Origin of the sequence: Bacteroides intestinalis DSM 17393 (assembly GCF_000172175.1) — a bacterium.
Taxonomy (GTDB): domain Bacteria; phylum Bacteroidota; class Bacteroidia; order Bacteroidales; family Bacteroidaceae; genus Bacteroides; species Bacteroides intestinalis.
In genome coordinates, this window is sequence record NZ_ABJL02000002.1 from 120,575 (window position 1) to 137,097 (window position 16,523).

15 protein-coding genes are annotated in these 16,523 nt (G+C 43.2%); 7 read left to right on the plus strand and 8 right to left on the minus strand.

The genetic code is table 11. The annotated features are described in order from the left end of the window. Positions 1 to 3: 3 nt before the first annotated feature. Positions 4 to 1,323: a tRNA (N(6)-L-threonylcarbamoyladenosine(37)-C(2))-methylthiotransferase MtaB gene (mtaB, locus tag BACINT_RS01405; protein WP_007660026.1), complete on the minus strand. Its 1,320-nt coding sequence runs from the start codon at positions 1,321 to 1,323 to the stop codon at positions 4 to 6. A gap of 86 nt (positions 1,324 to 1,409) precedes the next feature. Between mtaB and BACINT_RS01410 the strand changes: the two genes are divergently transcribed. The 3 genes from BACINT_RS01410 (at position 1,410) to BACINT_RS01420 (ending at position 4,343) form a co-directional block, all read left to right on the plus strand. After that, on the plus strand, positions 1,410 to 3,083 hold the full coding sequence (locus BACINT_RS01410; protein WP_044154592.1) for a long-chain fatty acid--CoA ligase: 1,674 nt from the start codon (positions 1,410 to 1,412) through the stop codon (positions 3,081 to 3,083). 160 nt (positions 3,084 to 3,243) lie between these two features. Then, complete coding sequence (locus BACINT_RS01415) at positions 3,244 to 3,462, plus strand: PG1828 family lipoprotein (protein ID WP_044154593.1); 219 nt, start codon at positions 3,244 to 3,246, stop codon at positions 3,460 to 3,462. A 170-nt stretch (positions 3,463 to 3,632) separates the two neighbouring features. Then, positions 3,633 to 4,343: a hypothetical protein gene (locus BACINT_RS01420; RefSeq protein ID WP_007660034.1), complete on the plus strand. Its 711-nt coding sequence runs from the start codon at positions 3,633 to 3,635 to the stop codon at positions 4,341 to 4,343. A gap of 74 nt (positions 4,344 to 4,417) precedes the next feature. Here the strand turns inward: BACINT_RS01420 and rplI are convergent, their stop codons facing one another. The 3 genes from rplI to rpsF are packed head-to-tail and all read right to left on the minus strand — an operon-like array spanning position 4,418 to position 5,499. Further along, positions 4,418 to 4,867: a 50S ribosomal protein L9 gene (gene rplI, locus BACINT_RS01425; protein ID WP_007210279.1), complete on the minus strand. Its 450-nt coding sequence runs from the start codon at positions 4,865 to 4,867 to the stop codon at positions 4,418 to 4,420. Positions 4,868 to 4,882: 15 nt separating this feature from the next. Continuing rightward, positions 4,883 to 5,152, minus strand: a complete 270-nt coding sequence (gene rpsR / locus BACINT_RS01430; RefSeq protein ID WP_007210278.1) for a 30S ribosomal protein S18 — start codon at positions 5,150 to 5,152, stop codon at positions 4,883 to 4,885. A gap of 2 nt (positions 5,153 to 5,154) precedes the next feature. Next, positions 5,155 to 5,499, minus strand: coding sequence for a 30S ribosomal protein S6 (gene rpsF / locus BACINT_RS01435; RefSeq protein WP_007210277.1), 345 nt, complete (start codon positions 5,497 to 5,499; stop codon positions 5,155 to 5,157). A 160-nt stretch (positions 5,500 to 5,659) separates the two neighbouring features. On the opposite strand from rpsF, the gene BACINT_RS01440 reads away from it, so the two are divergent. Together BACINT_RS01440 and BACINT_RS24305 are read left to right on the plus strand one after the other, a co-directional pair. Next, complete coding sequence (locus tag BACINT_RS01440) at positions 5,660 to 6,106, plus strand: MarR family winged helix-turn-helix transcriptional regulator (RefSeq protein ID WP_007660037.1); 447 nt, start codon at positions 5,660 to 5,662, stop codon at positions 6,104 to 6,106. A gap of 162 nt (positions 6,107 to 6,268) precedes the next feature. After that, positions 6,269 to 6,445, plus strand: a complete 177-nt coding sequence (locus BACINT_RS24305) for a hypothetical protein (protein ID WP_007660038.1) — start codon at positions 6,269 to 6,271, stop codon at positions 6,443 to 6,445. Between the two features lie 77 nt (positions 6,446 to 6,522). On the opposite strand, the gene rprY is transcribed toward BACINT_RS24305, so the two are convergent. The 3 genes from rprY to BACINT_RS01455 form a co-directional block, all read right to left on the minus strand. Further along, entirely contained in the window at positions 6,523 to 7,224 is a 702-nt protein-coding gene (gene rprY, locus BACINT_RS01445) for a response regulator transcription factor RprY (RefSeq protein ID WP_007660039.1), read from the minus strand. A 4-nt stretch (positions 7,225 to 7,228) separates the two neighbouring features. Beyond that, complete coding sequence (locus tag BACINT_RS01450) at positions 7,229 to 8,770, minus strand: sensor histidine kinase (RefSeq protein WP_007660040.1); 1,542 nt, start codon at positions 8,768 to 8,770, stop codon at positions 7,229 to 7,231. 276 nt (positions 8,771 to 9,046) lie between these two features. Then, positions 9,047 to 11,203 (minus strand): elongation factor G, encoded by a 2,157-nt coding sequence (locus tag BACINT_RS01455; RefSeq protein ID WP_007660041.1) that lies wholly within the window; start codon positions 11,201 to 11,203, stop codon positions 9,047 to 9,049. 194 nt (positions 11,204 to 11,397) lie between these two features. Here BACINT_RS01455 and BACINT_RS01460 point away from each other — a divergent pair, with 194 nt between their 5' ends. Beyond that, positions 11,398 to 12,198, plus strand: coding sequence for a gamma-glutamyl-gamma-aminobutyrate hydrolase family protein (locus BACINT_RS01460; protein ID WP_044154594.1), 801 nt, complete (start codon positions 11,398 to 11,400; stop codon positions 12,196 to 12,198). 182 nt (positions 12,199 to 12,380) lie between these two features. Here BACINT_RS01460 and BACINT_RS01465 read toward each other — a convergent pair whose 3' ends face one another. Further along, positions 12,381 to 12,998, minus strand: coding sequence for a YhcH/YjgK/YiaL family protein (locus BACINT_RS01465; protein ID WP_007660043.1), 618 nt, complete (start codon positions 12,996 to 12,998; stop codon positions 12,381 to 12,383). Positions 12,999 to 13,171: 173 nt separating this feature from the next. Between BACINT_RS01465 and BACINT_RS01470 the strand changes: the two genes are divergently transcribed. Beyond that, on the plus strand, positions 13,172 to 16,492 hold the full coding sequence (locus BACINT_RS01470) for a beta-galactosidase (RefSeq protein WP_007660045.1): 3,321 nt from the start codon (positions 13,172 to 13,174) through the stop codon (positions 16,490 to 16,492). The last annotated feature ends 31 nt before the right edge of the window (positions 16,493 to 16,523 follow it).

The window sequence follows — 16,523 nt, forward strand, 5'->3', positions numbered from 1 at the left end:
TTATTATAATAGTAAAGTTCCATGCAACGCCGTCCCGTCTTCATTGAAATTGCCCAAGCGTACAGATACCACTTGATTGTCCAGTGTATCATTATGGGGAACCTCTACCCGGATATAGTTAGCTGTAAAGCCATGCATCGGGGCACCCGGTTTGGAGCGTTCCAGCAATACCGGCATAGTTTGTCCGATATAGCGGGCATAGAATGCATGTGTCTTTTCATCCGAAAGTTCCAAAAGGCGCTGACTGCGACGGTGCTTTTCCTCCGGAGTTACTACATGGTCTATCTTCAAAGCCTGTGTACCCGGCCGTTCGGAATAGCTGAACACGTGAAGTTGGGTCACATCCAGACTCTTAATAAATTCATAAGCCTGCTCAAAGTATTCATCCGTTTCACCCCGCGTACCCACTATGACATCCACACCGATAAAAGCGTCGGGCATCATTTCTTTCACTCTCTGCACTTTGGAAGCGAAGAGTTCCGTATCATACCGACGGCGCATCAGTTTTAAAACGTCGTCACTACCGGACTGCAATGGAATATGGAAATGAGGCATAAAGCTGCGGGAATGCGAAACGAACTCTATTATCTCATCAGTCAGCAAATTAGGTTCTATGGAAGAGATACGATAACGTTCAATACCTTCTACCTCGTCCAACGCCTTCACCAAGTCGAAGAAAGTCTCTCCGGTGCTCTTGCCGAAATCGCCAATGTTAACACCGGTCAACACAATCTCCTTTCCCCCTTCGGCTGCAGCCTGACGCGCCTGTTCTACCATAGAGGCAACCGTTCCGTTGCGGCTCCGTCCGCGAGCAAAAGGAATGGTGCAATAGGAACAATAATAATCGCAACCATCCTGTACTTTCAGAAAATAGCGAGTACGATCTCCCCGTGAGCAGGACGGCGCAAATGAATGGATATCTTTCAACGCTGAAGCATACGCCTCTCCCGACTCATTTTTCTGTAAATTACCGAGATATTGAAGTAAGTCCTTTTTCTGTTCGGCACCAAGTACCACGTCCACCCCCTCAATCTTTGCAACGGTTTCGGGCTTCAACTGGGCATAACATCCGGTCACAACCACGAAAGCGCCCGGATGTTGCTTCACCAGGCGATGAATAGCCTGGCGGCATTTCTTATCTGCCACCTCCGTCACCGAGCAAGTGTTCACTACACAGATGTCTGCTTTCTCTCCCTTACGTGCCGTACGCACGCCTGCTTCCCGCAAAATCTTACCGATAGTAGAGGTTTCCGAAAAGTTCAACTTACACCCTAACGTATAGTAAACCGCTGTCTTATTTTGAAATATATTGGTATCAATCATATCTATTCTAAACACATTTCTGCCACAAAGTTACATATAATTCTTAGAATTTTCCTACTTTTGCACAAATCATCAATTTTCGTGCAATGATACAAGAGAACTTTATCAAACTCTACGAGCAGAGTTTCCGTGAGAACTGGGACCTTCCTTGCTACACCGATTATGGTGAAGACGAGAGTTATTCCTATGGACAAGTAGCACAAGAAATAGCTAAATTGCACTTGCTATTCAAACATTGCAGCCTGCGCCGGGGCGATAAAATAGCTGTTATCGGCAAAAACAATTCCCGTTGGTGCATTGCTTATATGGCAACCATCACTTATGGAGCCATCGTTGTGCCCATCCTTCAAGATTTTAATCCGAACGATGTACATCATATCGTCACCCACTCCGAATCTGTTTTTCTCTTTACCAGCGATTCCATTTGGGATCATCTGGAAGAAGAACGCCTGACCGGACTGCGTGCCGTGTTCTCCCTTTCTGATTTCCGCTGCCTCCACCAGCGTGACGGTGAAACAATCAACCGTTTCCTCAAACATCTGGACGATGAAATGCATGAAACTTATCCGAAAGGTTTCCGCCGGGAAGACGTACAATATACAACCCTCTCTAATGATAAGGTGATGCTGCTGAACTATACTTCGGGCACCACCGGTTTCAGCAAAGGTGTTATGCTGACAGGAAACAATCTGGCAGGAAATGTCACCTTCGGTATACGTACCGAGCTATTAAAGAAAGGAGATAAAGTATTATCTTTCTTGCCTTTAGCCCATGCCTACGGTTGTGCCTTCGACTTCCTCACGGCCACCGCCGTGGGAACCCATGTCACACTTCTGGGAAAAGTCCCCTCCCCCAAGATCCTGATGAAAGCTTTCGAGGAGGTAAAACCCAATCTTATCATTACCGTACCGCTTGTTATCGAGAAAATCTACAAAAATGTTATCCAACCCGCCATCAATAAGAGAACTATGAGGTGGGCGCTCAGCATTCCTTTGCTCGACGGACAAATCTACGGGCAAATCCGTAAAAAACTGGTAGATGCCCTAGGCGGACGTTTCAAAGAAATCATTATCGGCGGGGCTGCCATGAACCCGGAAGTGGAAGAGTTCTTCCACCGCATCAAGTTTCCGTTCACTATCGGTTACGGTATGACAGAATGTGCACCATTAATCAGCTACGCTCCCTGGAACGAATTCGTCCCGACTTCTTCCGGTCGTGTACTCGACATCATGGAAGCCCGGATTTATAAAGAAAATCCGGAAGCTGAAATTGGTGAGATACAAGTGCGAGGCGAAAATGTAATGGCTGGGTACTATAAAAATCCGGAAGCTACGAAGGAGGTTTTCACCGAAGACGGCTGGTTGCGTACCGGTGACTTGGGAAAACTGGACGAAAATAACAATCTCTATATCCGTGGCCGTAGCAAGACCATGATTCTCAGTTCCAGCGGACAGAATATTTTCCCCGAGGAAATAGAAGCACGTCTCAACAATCTGCCATTCGTTCTGGAAAGTCTGATCATCGAGCGTAATAAGAAGCTGGTCGCTTTGGTTTATGCAGATTATGAAGCACTGGATTCCCTTGGTCTGAACCAAACGGAAAATATCAAAACCATTATGGATGAGAATCTGAAAAACCTGAATAACAGTGTGGCCAGTTACGAAAAAGTAAGCCAGATACAGCTCTACCCTAACGAATTTGAGAAAACCCCCAAAAGGAGTATCAAGCGCTACTTATATAACAGTATTGCAGTAGATTAGTATGTTATTAAACATACAAAAAGTCGTCAAAAGGGGCTAACCTCCAAAAAAAACATAAAAAAAGTTGGGATTTGGAGAACAACCTATCAAAAAAGTACATACCTTTGCAGCGTTTTAATAAAGCAATTGATTGTATTACGTTTTTAAAAAAGCAAAGAAAATGAAAAAATTAGTTTTGATGGCTGTAGCTATTGTAGCAGTATCTTTCGCATCTTGTGGTAACAAACAAGCTGACGCTGAAAAAGCAACAGCAGATTCTATCCGTATTGCTGACTCAATCGCAGCAGTAGAAGAAGCAGCTGCAGCAGCAGCTGAGGCAGCAGCAGCCGCAGCAGCAGACACTGTAGCAGTAGATAGTGCAGCAGTTGTAGCTGAATAATTTCAGAACAACACACTGAGAGAATTGAAAGTCTGACGTGCGAAAGCACGAACAGACTTTTTTTATACCCATCTGCACCATCCTGAAGATACTCAGTGATTCATCACTTTTCCTATTTGATTATTTCAGAAAATCCTTATCTTTGCTAATCTCCATATTATACTAATATTATGAAAAAGAAACTGATAGAAAAAATTAAGCGATCAGCTATCAAAGGAAGATTAGGTGATTTCACCTGCAATTTCATCGCAGTCGTACTGGGTATTGCAATCACATTCGTGGGAAGTGATATGATTCAGGAGCACAATAAAAAAAAAGAGGTGACACAGGCCCTACAGTTGGTCAAAAGTGAATTACTTATCAACCGGGAAACAATAGAAGAGATGATGAAAATAGAAATATTCAACAAAGAAGGTGCATGCTACCTGCTTCAATACAAAGACAAAATGAATGAAGCGTCCTCCGACTCTCTGAATTACTACGGCTATTTCCCATTCCAATCACAAAATTTTCCTCCGGTCACTGATGCTATGGAAATGCTCAGAGCTTCTTCTGTCATGCAAAATATTAAAAACAAAGAGCTTGCTGTCGAAATCATCCAAGCCTATGCCGTAATAAAAAACGCACATCTTTTTTATGAAGGGTTCTCCAAAGCAAAAGACATGGCGATAGAAAAGTATACCAGTCAGCAAGAATTTAGAAAAATTTCTAATGAAAATAAGTCATTAAGAGAAACCTGGGAGTTTGCCTTCCGCATCCCAGAAGGTTTTGCTGCCATGCGGCAAATCTCTTTTGTACATGATGACCCGCATCTCACATACAGCCACTACATGGAACTAATTGATAAAACAATTACCTTTATTGATAAAGAATACAATTAGAACTAACATGCAGTAATAAAAAAGCCCGGCCTCCTTCCGGAAACCAGGCTTCTTTTATATAGGAAGTTTTTAAATTATGCTTCTTCAGCAACAACTTCAAAAGGAATCTCTACAGAAACTTCCTTGTGCAGCTTAACGATAGCTTTATATTGGCCAACTTCTTTCACAGCGTCTTTTACAACGATGATCTTACGGTCAATTTCATGACCTAACTTAGCCAATTCTTCTGCAATCTGGATGTTACCAACAGAACCGAAGATAGTACCGGTTGAGCTAACTTTAGTAGCGATCTTCAAAGATACGCCTTCCAATTTAGCTGCCAATGCTTCAGCATCCTTCTTGATTTTTTCCAATTTGTGAGCACGTTGCTTCAAATCTTCAGCCAACATTTTCTTTGCAGCAGGAGAAGCAATCACAGCTTTACCTGTCGGGATGAGGTAGTTACGACCATAACCAGACTTAACAGTTACGATATCGTTCTTATAACCCAAGTTTACAATGTCTTCTTTCAATATAATTTCCATACTTTCCTCCTCCTATTATTTCATCATGTCAGTTACATAAGGCAACAAAGCCAAGTGACGGGCTCTCTTTACAGCTTGAGCTACACGACGTTGGAACTTCAAAGAAGTACCGGTGATGCGACGCGGAAGGATCTTACCTTGCTCATTCAAGAATTTCTTCAAGAATTCAGGATCCTTATAGTCGATATACTTAATACCACTCTTTTTGAAACGGCAGTATTTTTTCTTCTTAACGTCCACTGACGGCGGAGTTAAATATCTGATTTCTGATTGAACTTGTGCCATGATTAATCCTCCTTTTTAGTTGATTTAACACTTCTTCTCTTCGCAGCGTATTCAGCAGCGTACTTGTCTTGCTTGAAAGTCAAGAAACGGATAACGCGCTCATCACGACGGAAGTTAAGCTCTAACTTGTCAATTACAGTAGGGTCTGCATTGAACTCAATCAGCTGATAGAAACCAGTTGACTTCTTCTGGATAGGATATGCCAGTTTTTTCAGTCCCCAGTTTTCCTCATTTACGATCTCAGCACCTTCAGCAGTAAGGATGCCTTTGAATTTTTCTACCGCTTCCTTCATCTGAACATCAGACAAAACGGGAGTTAAAATGAAAACGGTTTCGTATTGATTCATACTTGTTTAATTAATGAATTAATAATTCGTTTAAAAATTTGCGGTGCAAAGGTAGGGATTTTATTTTGATCTACAAACATTTAATGTTTTTTTGTGCCGCGAGGATAGGATTTATCATGGAAGTGACTTACCTTTGCAAAGTTGTTTAAACAATAATTTCATGATCGAGCAATTTAACTTTGACATCCGGCTTATCTTTGCCATACTGAATGGTAAAGTTTCCGCCGCAATCAACCGAAAACTGTCCCGTAACTTCCGCCAGAACGGTTTGGAGATTACTCCGGAGCAGTGGACCGTCCTTATCTTTTTGTGGGAAAAAGATGGAGTGACGCAACAAGAGTTGTGTAATGCAACTTTTAAGGACAAACCCAGTATGACGCGCCTGATAGATAATATGGAACGCCAACATTTAGTGGTTCGTATCTCTGACAAGAAAGATCGCCGCACCAATCTGATCCACCTCACCAAAGATGGAAAGGAACTGGAAGAACAAGCACGAGTGATTGCCAACCAAACTCTGAAAGAGGCATTGCATAGTATCACTGTGGAAGAACTGCGCGTAAGTCAGGAAGTATTAAGAAAAATATTTTTTAATACGAAAGATTAGTGCAAAATACAGCGAAAGAATTAGTATAAACGGCTTATGGAAAGCCTGCAAAACCAACTATTTACCCTCAATAATAGTTTTTTTGCAAAAATAATTTCGCTTGTTAAAGAATTATGCTTTTCTTTGTGACAAGAATATAATAATCTATTAAAATACACACACATGAAAGGTTTATTAAAAAATCTGGGCTTGATATTAGTCTTGGTAGGAGCTGTAATTTTAGTTTCATGCTCTTTTACCGGTAATGTTAACAACAATACCCTTTTAGGTACTTCAGCAGTTTTGATGGTACTGGGTTTGATTTCATACATTATTATCAATAAGAAATTGGCAGACTAATCATCGGAAAAGAATAAAAAAGGCGGTTACTTTTTTAAAGTAACCGCCTTTTTTGTTTCGTGAAGAGCAGAAGTTTATTAAGCTTCCGGCTCCGGTGTAATCAGTTTGTATCCTTTTCCGTGGATATTGATGATTTCAATAGAAGGATCTTCTTTCAGATGTTTACGCAACTTCGTGATGTACACGTCCATACTACGGGCATTGAAATAGTTGTCATCAATCCAGATCGTCTTCAAAGCAAAGTCACGCTGCAGGATTTCATTAGCATGAGCGCAAAGCAAGCCCAAGAGTTCAGACTCTTTAGTAGTCAGCTTCGTTTGCTTTTCAGGTGTCGACAAAATCTGCTTCTGTGTATCGAAAGTGAACATACCAATCTTGTAGATATTACTCTCTTTGTTCTTCTTTCCACGTACACGTCTCAGGATAGCTTCAATTCTGAATGTCAACTCTTCCATACTGAATGGCTTGGTGATATAATCATCCGCACCGATCTTAAAGCCTTCTAGAATATCTTCTTTCAGTGTCTTTGCAGTCAGGAAGATGATAGGAATTTCGGCATTTGCAGCACGTACTTCCTGAGCCAGTGTGAAACCATCTTTCTTTGGCATCATTACGTCAAACACACACAAGTCATATTTATTCTTCAGAAAAGCTTTGTATCCAGCTTCGCCGTCGGGATATAACTCGGCAGAATAACCTTTCGCCTGTAAATATTCTCTTAAAAGCATGCCAAGATTTTCATCATCTTCGCACAATAAAATACGCAGTTTCTCGTCCATATCATTAATTTTTAAGTAAAGGTAATGCAATAATAAATTTAGTTCCAACGTTTAGTTCACTCTCTGCCCGGATGGTTCCCTTGTGATCTGTTATGATCTTCTTCACATAAGAAAGCCCTAATCCGAAGCCCTTCACATCGTGCAGATTACCTGTATGCACGCGGTAGAACTTTTCAAATATCTTTTTCAAATTCTCTTTTTTAATACCTATACCGTTATCCTGGATAGAAATCATCAGCTTACCCGGTTCATTCCAAGTCTTCACTTTCAATTCCAGATCCGCATCCGGTCTCTTATACTTCACCGCATTATCCATCAGATTGAAAATCACATTCGTAAGATGCATTTCATCTGCAAATATATCCGGGTCTGTTGCGTTCAGTTCCGACTCTATATTACCGTTATAACGCTCCACCTTTAAGGTGAATGTATTGATAACACCTGTAATCAACTCATTGGCATCTAGTTCCTTCATTTTCAAGGTAGCCTTCTGTTTGTCGAACATCGACATCTGAAGAACCTTTTCTACCTGGAACCTCAACCGTTTCGTCTCATCATTGATGACCGTCGATATATGCTGGAACATAGCAGGCGATTTCCCCACTGCGGGGTCTTTCAACATCTGCGCTGCCAGTGATATCGTCGATATCGGTGTTTTGAATTCATGCGTCATATTGTTGATAAAGTCATTCTTCATCTCCGTCAGTTTCTTTTGGCGGAACACGATATAAATCGTGAAGATGAATGTTATCAGCAGTACAAAGGTGAATATCATCGACGGTATCATAAAGTTGACTGAGTCGAAAATATAATCCCTTTTACCCGGGAAATGTATCTTTACAATACTCATACGGGCAGGTGGATCGTTCAGGAACAAAGGTTGGGAATAAGAATACTCATTACCTTCATCTACATAGTCCGAACAGCGATATACTTCCCGTCCATCCCGGTCAATCACTTTAAAGTGATAGGCCAGATCAATTCCGTTATCTACCAAACCCGACTTTAAGTACTGATCCAGATTCTTAAAGTTGATGCGCTCCTCTATTGGTTTGTCACTTGCTGTATATACCATCTGCCAAGCCACTTCATCCAACAAGTTACGCTGGTATACATAACGATTCTTCACGAAATCGACATGCGAACGAGCTGTTTTGGGTATCGTTTTGGCACCATGCTTACGCGAAATCATGGCTCGCGGCAGCTCTGACGGATTATTTGTTATCGTCTGCAGTTCTATAGCTGAATACTGAGAACCATCTGGCGATGTAGCCGTAAACCGCTGTGTCTGCACCACTGCTTTACCCTGCGCAGTCAATTCCCACGCTCTCTTTTCTGCCTCGGAGATATCCTCCCTTAACCAACGGTCAACCTCCGCGGACTCCACTTCTTTGGAAGCTGCCATCAGACCACGCTTCACCGATTCATCAAATTGCTCGTTACGCATCTTTACCATCTTCTCTATATAACTGATTTGCAGGTACAAGAGACTGAGGAAAGATAACCCCATAACGACGCCTAATATCCATATTGTTGACTTCTTCATAGTCACAAAATTAACACTCCCTAATTAACACTCCTAACACATTAACCTGATTTAACCGCAAGTTCTCGTAAATTAACCGAAAAGAGTTTTTTTAAGTTGCATTACGAGCATTATAACAAATAGGAGTCTCTTTGGTTTGCAAATTTAATAAAAAATTAATTATTCGCATTCACATTTGCACATGTTCTTAATCAGTGTTAATAAAAAAGCCATTACCCCTCGTTCTGAGGGAGTAACGGCTTTAACAAATTATAAAAACAGACGAAGTGAATTCTTTTATTCTTCGGCTTGTTTAGCTTCAAACTCCTTAACCAGCTTATCTTGTACATCACTTGGAACAAGTTCGTAACTGGCAAATTTCATGATAAATGAAGCACGTCCTCCTGTCAAAGAACTCAAGGCTGTAGAGTAAGACGACATCTCTTTCAAAGGAACTTTAGCACTCAGCTTTTCATAACCAGCTTCGCTACTCATACCCATAATCATAGCACGACGTCCTTGCAAGTCACCCATCACATCACCCATCCTATCTGACGGAACAAATACTTCCACATCATAGATAGGTTCAAGAATCTTAGGACCTGCGTTCTTGAATGCTTCACTAAATGCATTACGACCAGCCAGCATGAAGGAAATTTCATTGGAATCTACCGGGTGCATCTTACCATCATACACGATTACACGCACATCACGAGCATATGAACCCGTCAATGGACCTTGTTCCATACGAGCCATAATACCTTTCAAAATAGCCGGCAAGAAGCGTGCATCAATAGAACCGCCCACGATACTATTAACAAATACCAGTTTACCGCCCCATTCCAATGGAACTTCTTCAGTACCTTTCACATTGATCTTGAATTCCTGTCCGCCGAATCTATAAGTATCGGGTATCGGCATGCCTTCATAATAAGGCTCTACAATCAAATGCACCTCACCAAACTGGCCTGCACCACCCGATTGTTTTTTATGACGATAGTCTGCACGAGCCGCCTTCGTAATAGTTTCACGATACGGGATTCTCGGTTCCTCATATTTGATTTGCAATTTTTCGTTATTTTCCAAACGCCATTTCAGCGTACGCAAGTGGAATTCACCCTGTCCGTGAACAATAGTCTGACGTAACTCTTTGGACTGCTCTATCACCCAAGTCGGATCTTCCTCACGCATACGGTTAAGGATAACCATCATTTTCTCCGTATCGGATTCATTCAGAGGTTTGATAGCACGAGAATATTTAGAATTCGGATACTTGATAAAATTAAAGCGGTTCTCAGCACCTTTACCATTTAGTGTATTTCCGGTATGCACGTCCTTCAATTTCACAGTACAACCGATATCACCAGCCACCATTTCTTCCACCTTAATACGGTTGGCACCTGCACAAGCGTAAATCTGGGCGATACGTTCTTTTGAACCACGGTCAGCATTCGTAAAGTCTTCTCCTTCGTGCACTTTACCGCTCATAACCTTGAAATACTGAACATCACCGATATGAGGTTCAACAGCGGTCTTAAAGAAATAAAGGGACGTAGGTCCATTCGGATCTGGTTTCACAACTTCACCGCGTGTATTATGTACAGGAGGCATTTCGTCTACAAACGGAACCACATTACCCAAGAATTCCATCAAACGGCGCACACCCATATCTTTACCTGCACAAACACAGAATACAGGGAACATACCACGTGAAGCCAGTCCCTTACGGATACCTTCACGCATTTCATCTTCCGTCAGAGACTCTTGTTCAAAGAATTTCTCCATCAGGCTTTCATCGTGTTCTGCAGCTGCTTCCACCAATGCTTTATGCAATTCGGTTGCTTTTTCCATTTCCTCTGCAGGAACATCTTCAATGGTAGGTGCACCACCTTCGGGACCCCACGAATATTTTTTCATCAAAAGTACATCAATCAACGAATTGAAGTTCGGTCCGGTAGCCAACGGATATTGTACGGGAACTACCTTCGAACCATAAGCAGACCTCAACTGCTCAAGTACCATATCATAATCACACTTCTCATGGTCAAGCTGGTTCACCAGGAAAATCACCGGTTTACCTAACTTTTCTGTATATCGGAAATGATTTTGGGTACCTACTTCAGGACCATATTGGCCATTCAGAAGCAATATTGCAGTATCGGTAACATTGAGTGCTGTCATGGCAGCTCCAACGAAGTCATCACTTCCCGGACAATCTATAATATTAAGTTTTTTACCGTTCCACTCCACATGGAAAACGGTGGAAAACACAGAATAGCCATATTCTTGCTCCACCGGGAAGTAATCGCTGACTGTATTCTTGGCAGTAATTCTGCCGCGACGTTTTATAATACCACTCTCAAAGAGCAGCGCTTCTGTGAGAGTGGTTTTACCCGAGCCATCATTGCCAAGCAGGGCAATGTTCTTAATTTCATTCGTCTGATATACTTTCATGATATATAAGATTTAAAATGAATAACTCAGTATGCCTTCGCATACCCTTAACTTTTAGTGAGGCGCAAATTATGAATTTATCAAAAGAAAAGCAATAAATCGATAGTGTTACTAAACTATGTTATGTAACACATCACTACTAACAGAAAGATTTTCTTAACTTTACAGCAAAATCATTAACCCCCAAACTTACAATGAAAGAACTACTATTATCTATTGTACTGCTCATTCTCCTGTCATTTACCGGATGTCAATCCGGAAGTTCATCTCACAAGCAACGACCACTTATCGGCCTATCTTGTTCACATCCCAGCGACTATTCGTCTGCACGAACGACTTATACCGAATCAGTCATACAAACCGGAGGCACTCCAATGCTTATACCAGTCACAACAGACAGTATAGTTCTGGTAGACATCATCAGTCGACTGGACGGGATTATTTTAATCGGAGGGGCGGATATACATCCTTCTTATTATAATGAAGAACCTATCGAGCAACTGGGAGAGGTAGATTCACTGCGTGATGTTTATGATATTTCCCTTATCCGCCTTGCAGCGCAACGTGGTGTACCCATGTTGGGAATCTGCCGGGGCGAACAATTAATCAATGTGGCATTCGGTGGCACACTCTATCAGGATATTCCAGCCCAACATCCGGATACTACCGTGCGACATAATCAGGAAGAGCCGAGTAGTGTACCCACTCATGCAGTCAACTTGCTTCCCGATTCTGAAATGGCACGGATAACAGGAGAGACACAACTATTTACCAACACCCACCATCATCAGGCCGTCAAGCAAGTGGCACCCGGTTTCCGGATTACGGCATGGGCTACGGACAGTATTCCCGAAGCCATTGAAAACATTGAAGGAAAACCTATCTGGGGAGTGCAATTCCACCCGGAAGCATTAACGGTAGCTGGTGATAGCATATCTGCCAGATTCTTCTATTTTCTGGTTGATCAAGCAATTGCATTCCGGCAAAGCAAATAATAGTCTTATCCATTACCGGACATATTCAACTCCCTGCCAAGTCCGTACCAACTCCGTATCTATACGCTTGGACTTGGTACGGAGTTGGTACGGACTTGACAGGGAGTTGGTAGGGAGCAGGTCATACTCCGGTAATTCTTTAGTGATTTCTTATATACCATATATATAGGTACGCGCGTATATCATATATAATCCAACTTAATCACGATCACCCTTATATCCTGATCTTCCTTATCCGTAGCTATCTTTGCAATATGCCAGTCGGACGGGAAGAACAAGAAAAACTCACTGGGAACAGAGTCGATAAAGGTAGTTTTTTCCGGATCAAAATCATAGTGAATAACATCTTTTTTCTCACTATATTCGCAATTAGCCTTTGAAGACTCATGATCCAGCAATGCAAAACGTTCTGTTCCTTTCACCACATACTGCAAATCTATATGTTTCCGGTGTGATTCGGATGTCCGCTTCTCTAACGGTTCATTCTTACTATCTTCAACAGAAACCACAAGTGACGTTCCTTCTATCGGATGTTTTCCCTTCTCGATAGTAGTCAGGTCGTGCGACGCCAACCAGCGAAAAGCCGCCTTCCATTGTTCCGGATTCGCTTCGTACTGCGCTTTGAATTCCGCTAAATTCGTAGAAGAATGGGGCTTCGCCTTCAAACCTTCACTCCAGACTTTCGATTTTACCCATTTTTCAGGCGAGATACTTTTTACTTTCTTGCCACTTTGAGCAGAGACAGACAGACAAACCGCAAGCATACAAGCAGTTGCCAATAACCATTGTAAGTGTTTCATGTTAATGTTTTCTATAATTTCGTTTACTGACTACAAAGATATAAATTATAAATCGTATTAAATTGAAACATCTGTCTACCTATATTGAATTATTTGTGGAACATTAAATGATAAGTCATTCTTATCTTTGCAACAGAAATTAATTCGTAAACTAACAATAAACCATTCAAATCATGAGAAACATTTTCTGGAGTATGACATTAGTTGTTGCCTGTTTATTTGGAGCTGCTACAGCGCAAGCCCAAAAACAAGTAACCGCCAACAATGCCATCGTACCGGGTGAAGTATGGAACGACACCGACGGTAACCCCATCAATGCACATGGTGGCGGTATCCTCTACCATGAAGGAACGTACTACTGGTACGGTGAGTACAAAAAAGGTAAAACCATCCTGCCCGAATGGGCCACATGGGAGTGTTACCGCACGGATGTAACCGGCGTGAGCTGCTATTCATCCAAAGACCTGCTGAACTGGAAGTTCGAAGGCATTGTGCTTCCCGCAGTAAAGGACGACCAAGGCCACGACCTGCACACCAGCAAGGTACTGGAACGTCCGAAGGTGATTTATAACCCAAAAACCAAGAAATTCGTGATGTGGGCACACGTGGAAAGTGCCGACTACAGCAAAGCCTGCGCCGGAGTAGCCGTCAGTGACTCCCCTACCGGAGAATTCACCTATCTGGGCAGCTTCCGTCCTAACAATGCCATGAGCCGCGACCAAACCGTATTCGTGGATGACGACGGCCGCGCTTATCATTTCTACTCTTCCGAAAACAATGCCACCCTGTACATCAGCGAGTTGACGGACGACTATCAGAGACCGAGCGGACGCTATACCCGTAACTTCGTCAAGGAAAGCCGTGAAGCCCCCGCCGTCTTCAAACGTAACGGAAAATACTACATGCTCTCTTCCGGCTGTACCGGATGGGATCCGAACCAGGCAGAACTGGCTGTAGCTGATTCCATTATGGGTGAATGGAAAACAATAGGCAACCCTTGTACCGGAACAGATGCCGACAAGACTTTCTATGCTCAAAGCACTTACGTGCAGAAAGTTATGGGCAAGAAAGACATGTACATTGCCATGTTCGACCGCTGGAATAAGAAAGACCTGGAAAACTCACGTTATGTATGGCTTCCTTTCTCCTTCGAAGGTGATAAAATCACCATTCCCTGGCGTGACAAATGGAGCTTCGACAATTTCGAAAATCAAGGCCGTTTTGAAGCCGGCAAAGGAACTTTCCTGCTAAACGGCAAACCATTTGTAGTTAAAGCCGCCGAACTGCACTACCCGCGCATCCCGAAACCTTATTGGGACCAACGCATTAAGTTGTGCAAAGCACTGGGTATGAACACTGTCTGCCTCTATGTATTCTGGAACTCTCACGAACCGCAACCCGGCGTATATGACTTTACGGAGCAAAACGACCTGGCTGAATTCTGCCGTCTGTGCCAGCAAAATGATATGTATGTCATCCTCCGCCCCGGACCGTATGTTTGTGCCGAGTGGGAAATGGGTGGTCTGCCGTGGTGGCTGCTTAAGAAAAAGGATGTGCGTCTGCGCGAATCCGATCCTTACTTCATTGAACGTGTAGCTCTGTTCGAAGAAGCCGTTGCCAAGCAAGTGAAAGACCTGACGATTGCCAATGGCGGCCCCATCATCATGGTACAGGTAGAAAACGAATATGGATCTTACGGAGAAGATAAGGGGTATGTATCCCAAATCAGAGACATCGTACGTGCCAACTTCGGAAATGACATCGCTCTGTTCCAATGCGACTGGGCTTCTAACTTCACCCTGAACGGACTCGATGACCTGATCTGGACCATGAACTTCGGTACAGGCGCCAACGTCGACCAGCAATTTGCCAAACTGAAACAGCTTCGTCCCAACAGCCCTCTGATGTGTTCTGAATTTTGGAGCGGTTGGTTCGACAAATGGGGTGCCAACCACGAAACGCGTCCTGCCGCAGATATGATCAAAGGTATCGACGATATGTTATCAAGAGGCATTTCATTCAGCCTGTATATGACACATGGAGGTACGAACTGGGGACACTGGGCAGGCGCCAACTCTCCCGGCTTTGCACCCGATGTGACGTCTTACGATTACGATGCGCCTATCAGTGAATCCGGTCAGACAACTCCTAAGTATTGGGCGTTGAGAGAAGCCATGGCCAAATACATGGATGGTGAGAAACAGGCGAAAGTACCTGCACTGATCAAACCTATCAGCATCCCTGCTTTCAGATTCACAGAAATGGCACCACTGTTCGAGAACCTGCCCGCAGCAAAGAAGGATGAAAACATCCGCACCATGGAAGAATATAACCAAGGCTTCGGAAGCATCCTCTACCGCACTACCCTGCCTGAATTGAAATCACCCGCTACCCTCACAGTAAACGATGCGCACGACTATGCACAGGTATTCGTAGACGGGAAATACATCGGCAAGCTCGACAGAAGAAACGGTGAAAAGCAATTGGTACTCCCCGCCTGCGTCAAAGGCTCCAGACTTGATATTCTGGTAGAAGCCATGGGCCGCATCAACTTCGGACGTGCCATCAAAGACTTCAAAGGAATCACGAAAAACGTAGAACTCTCTATGGACATCAACGGATATCCTTTCGTTTGCGACCTGAAGAACTGGGAAGTTTTCAACATTGAAGATACCTATGAATTCTATCAGGGCATGAAGTTCCAGCCGATAGAGTCATTGACAGACCGCCTCGGACAACGTATTCCGGGTGTTTACCGTGCTAAATTTCAGGTGAAGAAACCGAGCGATACTTTCCTGAACTTCGAAACATGGGGCAAAGGACTGGTTTATGTGAACGGTTATGCATTAGGCCGTATCTGGGAGATCGGTCCTCAGCAAACTCTTTATGTACCGGGATGCTGGTTGAAGAAAGGTGAGAATGAAATCGTAGTTTTCGATATCGTAGGTCCTAAAGAAGCTAAGTCCGAAGGTTTAAGTGAACCGCTCCTTGACCAGCTGCTTGTACAGAAACCCTTGACACACCGCAATGAAGGCGAAAACCTGAACTTGTCAGGTGAAAAGCCTGTATTCACGGGAAGCTTCAAACCGGGTAACGGCTGGCAGGAAGTTAAATTCAACAAACCGGTCACCGGACGCTATGTTTGCATTGAAGCATTAAACTCACAGGATGGAAAAGACCTGGCTTGTATTGCCGAAATGTATTTCTTGGACAAGGATGGTAGCCGTTTGTCCCGCGAGCCTTGGATTGTGAAGTATGCCGACAGCGAAGACGTGGCTCACGTCAACCGCTCTGCCGACAAGACTTTCGACCTTCAGGAATCCACCTATTGGAGCACAGAGAAAGGTAGTCCTTATCCGCATACGATTGTAATCGATCTGGGCGCCAGTCATGCCGTGACTGGTTTCCAATGCTTACCCCGAATGGAAAGCGAAGTACCGGGAAGCATTAAGGATTTCAAGATTTATGTGAAGGGGGAAAACTTCAAATACTAATCTGATTTATACAGGCAATAAAAAGCGGCTG

What these genes read in the sequence shown, in the direction of transcription:
- mtaB (WP_007660026.1), bottom strand. Translation starts at nt 1,323, where the DNA reads ATGATTGATACCAATATATTTCAAAATAAGACAGCGGTTTACTATACG.
- BACINT_RS01410 (WP_044154592.1), top strand. Translation starts at nt 1,410, where the DNA reads ATGATACAAGAGAACTTTATCAAACTCTACGAGCAGAGTTTCCGTGAG.
- BACINT_RS01420 (WP_007660034.1), top strand. Translation starts at nt 3,633, where the DNA reads ATGAAAAAGAAACTGATAGAAAAAATTAAGCGATCAGCTATCAAAGGA.
- BACINT_RS24305 (WP_007660038.1), top strand. Translation starts at nt 6,269, where the DNA reads ATGAAAGGTTTATTAAAAAATCTGGGCTTGATATTAGTCTTGGTAGGA.
- BACINT_RS01415 (WP_044154593.1), top strand. Translation starts at nt 3,244, where the DNA reads ATGAAAAAATTAGTTTTGATGGCTGTAGCTATTGTAGCAGTATCTTTC.
- rpsF (WP_007210277.1), bottom strand. Translation starts at nt 5,499, where the DNA reads ATGAATCAATACGAAACCGTTTTCATTTTAACTCCCGTTTTGTCTGAT.
- BACINT_RS01450 (WP_007660040.1), bottom strand. Translation starts at nt 8,770, where the DNA reads ATGAAGAAGTCAACAATATGGATATTAGGCGTCGTTATGGGGTTATCT.
- rprY (WP_007660039.1), bottom strand. Translation starts at nt 7,224, where the DNA reads ATGGACGAGAAACTGCGTATTTTATTGTGCGAAGATGATGAAAATCTT.
- rplI (WP_007210279.1), bottom strand. Translation starts at nt 4,867, where the DNA reads ATGGAAATTATATTGAAAGAAGACATTGTAAACTTGGGTTATAAGAAC.
- BACINT_RS01455 (WP_007660041.1), bottom strand. Translation starts at nt 11,203, where the DNA reads ATGAAAGTATATCAGACGAATGAAATTAAGAACATTGCCCTGCTTGGC.
- BACINT_RS01460 (WP_044154594.1), top strand. Translation starts at nt 11,398, where the DNA reads ATGAAAGAACTACTATTATCTATTGTACTGCTCATTCTCCTGTCATTT.
- BACINT_RS01465 (WP_007660043.1), bottom strand. Translation starts at nt 12,998, where the DNA reads ATGAAACACTTACAATGGTTATTGGCAACTGCTTGTATGCTTGCGGTT.
- BACINT_RS01470 (WP_007660045.1), top strand. Translation starts at nt 13,172, where the DNA reads ATGAGAAACATTTTCTGGAGTATGACATTAGTTGTTGCCTGTTTATTT.
- BACINT_RS01440 (WP_007660037.1), top strand. Translation starts at nt 5,660, where the DNA reads ATGATCGAGCAATTTAACTTTGACATCCGGCTTATCTTTGCCATACTG.
- rpsR (WP_007210278.1), bottom strand. Translation starts at nt 5,152, where the DNA reads ATGGCACAAGTTCAATCAGAAATCAGATATTTAACTCCGCCGTCAGTG.